Below are 9,598 nucleotides of genomic sequence, written 5' to 3' on the forward strand. Positions count from 1 at the left end.
CCCCCCCCCCCCCCCCCCCCCCCCCCCCCCCCCCCGCTTCCGTCACGCCCGCCGCCCCCTCAGCACCCGGCCGATGACGAATCCGGCCCCCGGCGGCAGACGATCCGGGCGTTACCAGCCCTTGCGGATGTGACGTCACGTCATCTCTTCTGCGTGCGCCGCCGGGACGTCGGTCGGCGGGCCCGGCGGCAGGAGGTCGCCGTGGTGGTGGCGGAGCAGGCGTTCGTGTTCGGGGGTGAAGAGGGTGCGCCCGGTGCCGGTGGCCGGGTCGGCGGGGCTGTTCGTGGTCAGTTGCGTCAAGTCGGCGACGACTTCCGCGGTGTTCGGCCGGCCGGTGGCGCGCAGGAGGCGGCCGAGGGCCTGTTCGCAGGCCGCGGCGGGACCGGCGAGTTCTTCGTGGGTGACCGCGCAGACGGCGGGGTGGTGGCGGAGCCATCGGCTGCCGCGGGCTTCGTGCGTGCCGGGGAAGCCCGGGTCGGTCAGGGCGAGGGTGATGCGGGCTTCCAGGGTGGGCAGAGCCGTGAGGATGTCGCGGTAGACGAGGTGTTCGGGCAGCGATCCGACCTGGCCCGCGGGGTGGGTGAGGGCGCGGATCTGGCTGATGATCCGGTCGCGGATGTCGCGGTCGTGGAGGACGATCGGCGGCCGGCCGCCGGACCGCCAGGCGCTCAGGAAGCCGGGGTCGGCACGGCGGAGGTCCAGCCCGGTGACGTACCAGCAGCCGCGGCCGGGCAGCAGGCCGAGCAGGTCGGTCGCGGGCAGGCGGGCCAGCCGGTGCCCGGCGTCGGGGTCGACGGGTGAGGCGTGCGTGGTGGGCTGGCCCAGCCGGGTCCACCAGACCCGCCAGAGGGCGCTGACCGCCTGCTGGAAGGCCGGTTCCAGGGATTTGCGGCACGCCCCGTTCGGATTGAGCAGGGCGGCGGCGTGCTCGGCGCCGTAAGCGGCGCGGAGCAGGGGGTAGACCTCACCAGGGCCGGGCTGCTGGGCGCCGGCCGACGGGCCGCCGCTCATGGTGCCGTAGGAGGCGTAGCCGAGCGCGCTGGTGATGTCGGCCAGCAGCGGGGTTCCGCTGCCCGGCAGGGACACGACGATCATCTGGGCTGCGGGCATGAGGGGTCTCCGGGAGGAAGAGGCCGGGCCGGGTGGCGGACGGCACGGCGTCAGTACGGATTCAGCGGTGCCCGGCGGCGGGGGCGAGGAGCAGGTCCTCGTAGGCGTGGTGGCGGCGGGCGCTCGTACGGGGGTGGAGCAGGGCGGCCGAGCGGACGTGCTCGCCCGCGTCGGCCAGGGCGCGGGCGAGGGTGTCCTGGATGATCTCGCGCTCCACCCGGACCCCGCCGATCCGCTCGGCGTCCGCGCCCAGGGCGGTCAGCAGGTCCACCGCCGCCCGGGGACGCCCCGCGGTGACCTCCGCCAGTGCCTGGACCACCGGGGCCAGGGCGTCGCGGAACTCGGGGCGCCGGTCGGCGGAGCAGCGGCGGGCCAGCGGGCGAAGTGCGCCGCCAGCTGCTCGGCGCTGAGCGCGTATCCGGTGCGAGAAGAGGTAGACCCCGTAGACGACGCTCGCCTGCCGCTCCCCCGCGGCCTGCGCGTCCCGGTGCGCGATGACCAGCTCGTCCTTCAGCTCAGCGTCGCCGAGGCGGTCGCAGGTCGCCAGGGTCAGCAGTGCGCACGCCGTGCCGGAGTCCGGCTCCGCGGCTGCCCACTGCCGCAGCAGCGGCAGCGCCTGCCCGCTCAGGGCGGGCAGTTCGGTCACCGCGCGGTCTTCGAGGCGCGCGCCGGCCGCCGTACCCGCCGCCGCGTCTGCCGCCGCGTCCGAGGCCATCCGACCCGTCACCTCCGCCCGCTGGTCGCGGCAGGTCAGACCGAGGAGCCGAAGACGGCGGTGCGGACGATTCCGCTGGTGCCGCAGTGGTTGCGCTGCAGGCTCAGCGGCAGCGCGGCCTGGTTGCCGCCGCCGACTCCGCTGCCGGCCGCCGTGGCACCCTCGGACTGTGCGGCGCGGTCCTGGTCGACGCAGGCGTTGCCGAACACCGCGTCGCCGATCCCGAGGACACTCGCGTGGGCGGCACCGGCCGGAAGCAGCGCCGCTCCCGCGACCGCGCCCATCACCGCGGCCCGTGCACTCGCCTTCCCCACACCGCGCATTTCCGTGCCCACCGCATTCCTCCTCGACCCGGGCGGATCCCGGTGCCTGTACGGATGCACTCGTCGCATATGTCCGAGCCGTGCCCTTTCCAACGATCCGCCATCGCAGACGACACGGTGTCCCTGACGGGAAGCACGGCAGGGCGGCGGGGGGCGACAAAAGCCCGCGATACGGCGGAGGCGTTCCCCCGGCGCGGCGGCCGTACGGGTCATACCGGCCCGACCCGAGGCCGCGAACGGGCGGTCGGCGTGAGGGTGTTCGGGTCAGGCCGCGGCGGGGCGAGGGCCGGCTGACCCGTGGCACGGCCGGCCTGCTCGATCCGCGTCCGCCGGCCCCCGGGGCGGTACCCGCTTCGGCCAGGGCCCGAAGGCTGGCGGCAGACGAGTCGGGCTGTAGGCCGGGTTCTGTACCCGGAGGCCTCGCGGCCGGCCGGGTGGCGGCCATCCATCTAGGGCTGCCGTTGCCGACAGCCTCGTGCGGTCTACCCGCGGACTCGGGCGGGCAGCCCTCGGACGTCCGCGCGGACGACGCAATCCTGCGGCGTCCTCTTGACCTTGCTCCGGGTGGGGTTTACCTAGCTGCCCAGGTCGCCCTGGGCACTGGTGGTCTCTTACACCACCGTTTCACCCTTACCGGGAACCGAGGTCCCCGGCGGTCTGTTTTCTGTGGCACTGTCCCGCGGGTCACCCCGGGTGGCCGTTAGCCATCACCCTGCCCTGTGGAGCCCGGACCTTCCTCGGCAGGACCCTGAGATCCTGACGCGGCCGTCCGCCCGGCTCGTCTGCCGTACCGCCATCGTAGTGGATCAGGCGCGCGCCGGGGTGCGGGCACCCTCGTTCGGCGCGGTGCGCCCGGTCGGTCGGCCGGTGGAACGCGCATGTCGCGGCGGGCGTCACGCCGGTGGAACGTGCCGCGTAGGCTGCTGCGGGTCCGCACCCGTGAAGGAGAAGCTGTGCTCGTCCTGCTGCCGCCGTCGGAAGGGAAGGCCACCGCCGTACGCGGGCGGCCGGTCGCGCTCGACGGGCTCTCGCTGCCCGGGCTCGGCGCGGCCCGCGAGGCGGTGCTCGATGAGCTGATCGGCCTGTGCGCCGCCGACGAGGACAAGGCCGCGCACGTGCTCGGGCTCAGCCCAGGGCTGCGCGGCGAGGTCGTCAAGAACGCCGGCCTGCGCACCGCCCCCGCGATGCCCGCCGGGCGGCTCTACACCGGGGTCCTCTACGACGCGCTCGGCCTCGGCACGCTCGACACCGCGGCCAAGCGGCGGGCCGGGCAGTCGCTGCTGGTCTTCTCCGGGCTGTGGGGCGCGGTACGGCTCGCCGACCGTATTCCGGCCTACCGCTGCTCCATGGCCGTACGCCTGCCGGTGGCCGGCGGGCTCGCCGCGTACTGGAAGCCGCACCTGGACCGGGTCCTGCCGGAGGTTGCGGGCGGTGGGCTGGTGCTGGACCTGCGCTCCTCGGCCTACGCCGGGGCCTGGCGGCCCCAGGGCGACGTCGCCGGGCGTACGGCGACCGTGCGGGTGCTGCAGGTGAGCGTCGTCGACGGGGTCGAGCGGCGGAGTGTCGTGTCGCACTTCAACAAGGCGACGAAGGGGCGGCTGGTGCGGGCGCTGCTCACTGCCGGGGCGCGGCCCAGGACCCCGGCGGGGCTGGCGGCGGACCTGCGCGATCTCGGTTTCACCGTGGAGGGGGACGGAGGGCGGCTCGACGTCCTGGTGCACGACCTCCACTGAGCCCTGCGGGGCTGTTTTCGCCCCCGGGTGCGGGTCGGCGCGGGGCCGCGGGCCTGTGTTGCCACTTGCGGTGAGCTGCCGCCTGCCGCGGCGGCGTGGTTGCGCGCGCGGTTCCCCGCACCCCTGGGTGGGTGCCCCGCCCTGTTGCCCTTCGCCTGCCGCGCCAGGGTGGTTGCGCGCGCGGTTCCCCGCGCCCCTGGGTGGGTGCCCCTGCGGCGCGTGCTTGTCGGCCGCGCCGTCGTGGTTGCGCGCGCGGTTCCCCGCTCCCCTGGGTGGGTGCCCCGTCCTGTTGCCCTTCGCCTGCCGCGGCGTCGTTCCCCGCGCCCCTGCGGGGCGCCCCTGCCGAGGGGGCTCGCCCTCTGCCGCAGAGGGCACGCTTCAGGGGCGCGGGGAACTGCGCCGCACGCCCCCCACCAGGCAGGAACGTTGCACAGGACGCAACGAGCGTTGCAGAGGATGATCCGGGGGGACAGGATAGGCGCATGGACTCCGTGCTCGGCTTCGCCTCCGTGATACCCGTCGTCGTCGTGGAGGACGCCGACGACGCCGTACCGCTCGCGCGGGCGCTGCTCGCGGGTGGGCTGCGGGCCATCGAGATCACGTTGCGCACGCCGGCCGCGCTGGACGCGATCCAGGCGGTGGCGCACGGTGTGCCGGGGGCGGTCGTCGGGGCCGGGACCGTGCTGACGCCCGACCACGCGGCGGCGGCGACCGCAGCGGGCGCCCGCTTCCTGGTCAGCCCGGGCTGGACCGAGCGGCTGCTCGACGCGGCGTGCGGGACCGGGCTGCCGTATCTGCCCGGGGTGTCGACCGCGTCGGAAGTCCTCGACCTGCTCGAACGCGGCGTCACCGACATGAAGTTCTTCCCCGCCGAGGCGGCCGGCGGTGTGCCGTTCCTGCGGTCGCTGGCCTCGCCGCTGCCCGACGCGCGGTTCTGCCCGACGGGCGGGATCGACGCGGCCCGGGCGCCGCGGTATCTGGCGCTGCCGAACGTCGCCTGTGTGGGCGGCAGTTGGATGATCCCGCCGGACCTGCTCGCCGCCCGTGACTGGGACGGCGTCACCGCACTCGCCAAGGAGGCGGCGGCGCTCACGTCCTAGGGTGCCGCGGGTGGCCGAGGAGACCCGCGCGCTCGGCAGGTGACCGCGCGGGCGGATCAGCCCAGGTGGGCCGTGGAGTTGAGGAAGCGCACGGACGCGTTGCCGTCGGCGTAGTAGGCCACCGCGGACAGTGCGGCGGGGGCGAGGTCCATGCGGAAGACGGCCTCGTGCGGTGCGCCGAGGGCGAGCCGCAGCAGGGTCTTGACCGGGGTCACATGGCTGACCAGCAGGATCGTACGGCCGCGGTGCGCGGCCAGCAGTTCGTCCCGGGTGCGGGCCACCCTGGACGTGACGTCGTCGAAGCTCTCACCGCCGGGCGGCGCGGCGGCCGGTGAGGCGAACCAGGCGTCGAGCGCGGCCGGGTGGCGCTCGCGCACCTCGGCGAAGGTGAGGCCCTCCCACGCACCGAACGCCGTCTCGCGCAGCCCGTCCGCGACGGCGACCGGCAGTCCGAGCCGGTCCGCGGCCACTTGCGCGGTCTGCCGGCAGCGGGCCAGCGGCGAGGTCACCACCGCCTCGACCGTCTCCACGACGGCCGTCCCCGCGGCGGCTTCGGCCTGTGCGCGGCCGTGCTCGGACAGCGCGGGATCGGCGCCGCCGCTGCCGGAGAAGCGCCGCTGCGCGGTGTGCTCGGTCTCGCCGTGCCGCAGCAGCACCAGGACGGTCGGCGCCGCCGTGTCCACTACAGCCCGGAGTCGGCCGTACGCACCAGGATCCGGCGGCAGTTCTCGCAGCGCACGACCTGGTTGGCGGGGGCGGCCCGTACGTCGTTCAGCTCGGTGATGTTCAGTTCGAGGCGGCAGCCCTCGCAGCGCTTCTGGTAGAGCCGGGCGGCGCCGACACCGCCCTGCTGGGCGCGGAGCTTGTCGTAGAGCTTGATCAGGTCATCGGGCACGGTCGAGGCCAGCACCTCGCGCTGCTTGGACGCGGTGAAGCCCTCGGCGTCGAGGCCTTCGAGGGCCGCGGACTTGCGGGCCTCCGCCTCGGCGGTCTTGGCCTGCAACGACTCGACCCGGGCGGCCAGTTCCGTGGCCCGCTCCTGGGCGGTCTCGCGGCGCTCCATGACGTCGAGCACGACGTCCTCCAGGTCGGACTGCCGCTTGGCCAGCGAGGTGAGTTCGCGGCTGAGGTTCTCCAGGTCCTTGGGGCCGACCGCGCCGGAGTCCAGCCGCTGCTGGTCGCGTACGGCCCGCTGGCGCACCTGGTCGACGTCCTGCTCCGCCTTGGCCTGCTCGCGTGCGGTGTCGCTCTCCTCGGTCTGCGCGGCGACCAGCAGGTCGCGCAGCTGGGCGAGGTCGGCGCCGAGGCGTTCCAGCTCGGTGTGCTCGGGAAGGGTCCTGCGCTTGTGGTCCAGCTGCGCGATGCGCGCGTCGAGGGCCTGGACTTCGAGAAGACGGATCTGGTCGGCGGGCTCGGCGTTCAGCGGGGGGCTCCTGGGCTGCTGGAAGGGACGGAAGAAGCGGAGGGTGCGTGCGCCGTCCACGGGTCGGTGACGGCGTAGGAGACCTGGGTGCTCAGCGCCCAGCCGTGCCGCTCCGCGAGCGTGTCGACCTGGCGGGCGGCCTGCGGGCACCACGGCCACTCGGTGGCCCAGTGCGCGGCGTCGAGCAGTGCGAGAGGTGCGGCCTGGCGCGCCTCGGAGGCGGGGTGGTGGCGCAGGTCGGCGGTCAGGTAGGCGTCCACACCCGCGGCCCGCACCTGCTCGAAGAGGCTGTCCCCGGACCCGCCGCACACTGCGACGGTCCGCACGGGCTCGGCCGGGTCGCCCGCGATACGCAGCCCGGTCGCGGTGGCGGGCAGCCCGCGGGCGGCCCGCTCGGCGAACTCGGCCAGGCTCAGCGGGGCGTCGAGCGTACCGGTCCTGCCGAGGCCGCGGCGGCCCTCGGGGTCCGCGGGGTCGGGCACGAGCGGCCCGGTGACCCGCAGGCCCACGGCGGCGGCCAGCGCGTCCGAGACACCGGGGTCGGCGCGGTCGGCGTTGGTGTGGGCGACATAGAGGGCGACGCCGTTGCGGATCAGGTCGTGGACGACCCGCCCCTTGAAGCCGGCCGGCCCGACCGGGGCGACGCTCGTCGTACCGCGCAGATAGAGCGGGTGGTGGGTGACCAGCAGGCCCGCGCCGGCCGCGACGGCCTCGTCGACGACCTCCTGCACCGGGTCGACGGCGAAGAGGACCCGGCCGACCTCCGCTGCCGGATCGCCGCAGACCAGGCCGACGGCGTCCCAGGCCTCGGCCAGTGCCGGGGGCCACAGGGCGTCGAGGGCGGCGATGACGTCACAGACACGGGGCACGTAGGGAAGGTTACCCGGGTTGCCGCCGGACCCGCCCCGGGAGGCGGGCGCCGGATCGTCCCCGGTGGCGGGCCGGACCCGCGGTGCCGGGCTCAGCCCGCCAGGCGGCGCTTGAGGTCGGCGGCGACCTGTTCGGCGGCGGTGACGCGATCCCGCTGAGCGCCGCGTACTGCGGGGCCGCCCGCAGCTGGCTGCCGAGGATGAGGCCGGGGTGGAGGCCGGCGGCGGCCCCCAGGTTCAGGCTGTTGATGGTGCCGACGCTCTTCGGCTGTCCGCCGTCCTTCTTCAGATAGGAGGGCAGCGCGGGCGAGCCCTCGCTGGGCGCGTAGCTGACCGGCTTGACCCCGAGGGAGACGACGTTGTCGAGTGCGCCGACGTCGAGGACCACGACCCGGGTGGGCCGTGCCGTGACCACGGTGGTGCCCATGGCGTGGGTGACGGTGCGCGGCCACTGGCCGGGCTTGCGTCGGTGCCCATCGCGACGGTCTTGTCGGCGGCCGAGCCGAAGTCCCTGCCGCCCTTGGCGACGGACTGCTTGTCCTTGCCCTTGGCGGCGGTGCCGTTCTCACCGCCCGCGCCGTCGGAGGAGCTTCCGCAGGCGGCGAGCGAGAGGCCCGCGGCGGCGGCGAGGACGACGACGGCGGTGTGGCGGCGCCGGACAGACATGGGGGCACTCCTGGACGGCGGTTCGGCGGAATGTTCTTTCTTAGGCGGGACTAACCTCAGCGGCCGGCCAAGCGCGTCCACCTCCCTCCCACGCAGCACACGCGTCCCACTCGCACGGCGGAATCGCGTGAAGCGACACCCTTACGTGTGAACTGCACCGACTCGCGTTGATCGTCCGGAAGTATGAAATTACGGTCCTGTGCCGGAGGTGGACGATTCATATGACCGTCAGTGCAGTGGGCGCCATGAGCGCCGTCAGCGCGGTAGGTGCCATGAGCGCCCTTCGTACAGCGGGCGCACCGCCTACCGTGCGCCGGTCCGGCTTCACGATCGCCGCGGACGGCGCGTACGCGGCCTGCCTCGCCGAGACCGTGACGCCCGGCGGGAGCGGGGGGCCTGAGGGCGGCGGACTGCTCCCCGAGCGGTGGACGCTCGCCGGTCCCGAGCCGTACGCCGTACCCCTGCCCGGGCGGCAGCCGGAGGAGCCCGGCACGCAGGTGCTGCCGCTGGCCGGCGGGCGGGTGCTGATCAGGCGCCGGGTCGCCGACCGGCACGACCTCGCGCTGCTCCACCCGGGCTGCGGCGAACTGCTGGTCGGTTCGCTCCCCTGCGGCGACGTACGCCTGCTGCCGCCCGCACCCGGCGCCGCGTACGCCCTCGGCCACGAGGAGCACGGCGACCGCACCGGGATCTGGCGGGTGCACGGGACGGCGGGCGCCGGGCTTGAATTGGTCATGACGGTGCCGGGCCGCTGCACCGGCGGGGTCTGGCTGGACCGGGCCGGGCGACTGCTCGCGGTGGACCGCGAACTCGACGGGTGTACGAAGGCGGTCGCCGCCGATCTGCACACCGGGCGTGTCAGCCCGCTGCTCCAGATCACCGCCGACAGCGACGACCGGCTGCTGCTCGCCGAGCCCGACAGCGGTCTGCTGCTGCTGCGCAGCGACGCCACCGGCGAGGCGCGGCTCGGATGGGGGGTGCTGGGCAGCAGGCGCCCGGTGCGCTTCCCCGACGCACTGCGGGTGCCCGGCGCCCTGCTCACCCCGGTCGCCGCGCAGCCCGGGCAGATCCTGATGCCCGAGGCGTCGGTGGTGGCGCTGCGGGCGGAAGTGCCCGGCGGGGCGGAGTCGCTGGCGCTGTGGCGGCCGGGCGAACGCCGGCTGCACTGGCGGGCGTCGCCGCCCGGGTGGCTGGGCGCGGCCGGCATGTGGCTGCCGGGGGACGAACTGCGGCTGCCGTACGCCGCCGGTGACCGCGGGTGCGGGCTCGCCGCGTACGATCCGCCGGCCAGCTGGCCCGAGCCGGTGCTCGCCCTGTCCGAGGGCGCTGTCGTCCAGGCGCCCGCCCGGCCGCCGGCCCCGGCTCCTTCCGCACGCCGGGAGTGGTGCGTACTGCCTCTGCAGCAGGCGCCGTTGGCCGGTGCGCGCGCCGGGTGACCCCGGTGAGGGGGGCCGGGGGACCGCCAGTAGACTCGCCACTCGCCGTCGGGCGCCGGGGTACCCAACGTGACCGCGGGTTCCCCCTGCCTGCCCGCTTTTGGCGGCGCCGCCATTCCACGGGGAGTTACGCGCATGTCCGACGCCAGTACCGCTGAGCGGCAGTATTCCGACGGGCGGGCCGGCCGCCACCGCGGCCCGGCGTCCCCCGAGCCCCCCGACC

8 protein-coding genes, 1 other RNA gene and 2 pseudogenes are annotated in these 9,598 nt (G+C 75.3%); 3 read left to right on the top strand and 8 right to left on the bottom strand.

Annotation, left to right across the window (positions count from 1 at the left end; all coding sequences use genetic code 11):
- Positions 1 to 135: 135 nt before the first annotated feature.
- The 4 genes from V7E46_RS16825 to rnpB all read right to left on the bottom strand — a co-directional run bounded on the left by V7E46_RS16825 (position 136) and on the right by rnpB (position 2,929).
- A complete protein-coding gene (locus tag V7E46_RS16825; RefSeq protein ID WP_333769165.1) occupies positions 136 to 1,110 on the bottom strand; it encodes a hypothetical protein in 975 nt (324 codons plus the stop codon).
- A gap of 61 nt (positions 1,111 to 1,171) precedes the next feature.
- Positions 1,172 to 1,825: a hypothetical protein gene (locus V7E46_RS16830; RefSeq protein WP_333769166.1), complete on the bottom strand. Its 654-nt coding sequence runs from the start codon at positions 1,823 to 1,825 to the stop codon at positions 1,172 to 1,174.
- Between the two features lie 35 nt (positions 1,826 to 1,860).
- Positions 1,861 to 2,160 (bottom strand): hypothetical protein, encoded by a 300-nt coding sequence (locus V7E46_RS16835; RefSeq protein WP_333769167.1) that lies wholly within the window; start codon positions 2,158 to 2,160, stop codon positions 1,861 to 1,863.
- A 366-nt stretch (positions 2,161 to 2,526) separates the two neighbouring features.
- Positions 2,527 to 2,929, bottom strand: an RNA gene (gene rnpB, locus V7E46_RS16840) — RNase P RNA component class A.
- A gap of 172 nt (positions 2,930 to 3,101) precedes the next feature.
- On the opposite strand from rnpB, the gene yaaA reads away from it, so the two are divergent.
- Together yaaA and eda are read left to right on the top strand one after the other, a co-directional pair.
- Positions 3,102 to 3,881: a peroxide stress protein YaaA gene (gene yaaA / locus V7E46_RS16845; protein WP_333769168.1), complete on the top strand. Its 780-nt coding sequence runs from the start codon at positions 3,102 to 3,104 to the stop codon at positions 3,879 to 3,881.
- 482 nt (positions 3,882 to 4,363) lie between these two features.
- A complete protein-coding gene (gene eda, locus V7E46_RS16850; protein WP_333769169.1) occupies positions 4,364 to 4,981 on the top strand; it encodes a bifunctional 4-hydroxy-2-oxoglutarate aldolase/2-dehydro-3-deoxy-phosphogluconate aldolase in 618 nt (205 codons plus the stop codon).
- A gap of 56 nt (positions 4,982 to 5,037) precedes the next feature.
- Here eda and V7E46_RS16855 read toward each other — a convergent pair.
- The 4 genes and pseudogenes from V7E46_RS16855 to V7E46_RS16870 form a co-directional block, all read right to left on the bottom strand.
- A pseudogene (locus V7E46_RS16855) lies at positions 5,038 to 5,778 on the bottom strand (histidine phosphatase family protein); the annotation flags it as partial.
- The gene (locus V7E46_RS16860; protein ID WP_333769172.1) at positions 5,664 to 6,404 is read right to left on the bottom strand and encodes a zinc ribbon domain-containing protein; all 741 of its coding nucleotides are present in this window, start codon (positions 6,402 to 6,404) and stop codon (positions 5,664 to 5,666) included. The gene V7E46_RS16860 and the pseudogene V7E46_RS16855, both read right to left, overlap by 115 nt.
- Positions 6,401 to 7,273 carry a Nif3-like dinuclear metal center hexameric protein gene (locus V7E46_RS16865; protein WP_333769170.1) on the bottom strand — a complete coding sequence of 291 codons (873 nt, stop codon included), beginning with the start codon at positions 7,271 to 7,273 and terminating at the stop codon, positions 6,401 to 6,403. Before V7E46_RS16865 ends, V7E46_RS16860 begins: the two co-directional genes overlap by 4 nt.
- A gap of 145 nt (positions 7,274 to 7,418) precedes the next feature.
- Positions 7,419 to 7,939, bottom strand: a pseudogene (locus V7E46_RS16870) (ABC transporter substrate-binding protein); the annotation flags it as partial.
- A 221-nt stretch (positions 7,940 to 8,160) separates the two neighbouring features.
- On the opposite strand from V7E46_RS16870, the gene V7E46_RS16875 reads away from it, so the two are divergent.
- Positions 8,161 to 9,375 carry a hypothetical protein gene (locus tag V7E46_RS16875; protein WP_443054193.1) on the top strand — a complete coding sequence of 405 codons (1,215 nt, stop codon included), beginning with the start codon at positions 8,161 to 8,163 and terminating at the stop codon, positions 9,373 to 9,375.
- Positions 9,376 to 9,598 lie beyond the last annotated feature (223 nt).

Origin of the sequence: Streptomyces sp. IBSBF 2435 (genome assembly GCF_036815005.1) — a bacterium.
GTDB lineage: Bacteria > Actinomycetota > Actinomycetes > Streptomycetales > Streptomycetaceae > Actinacidiphila.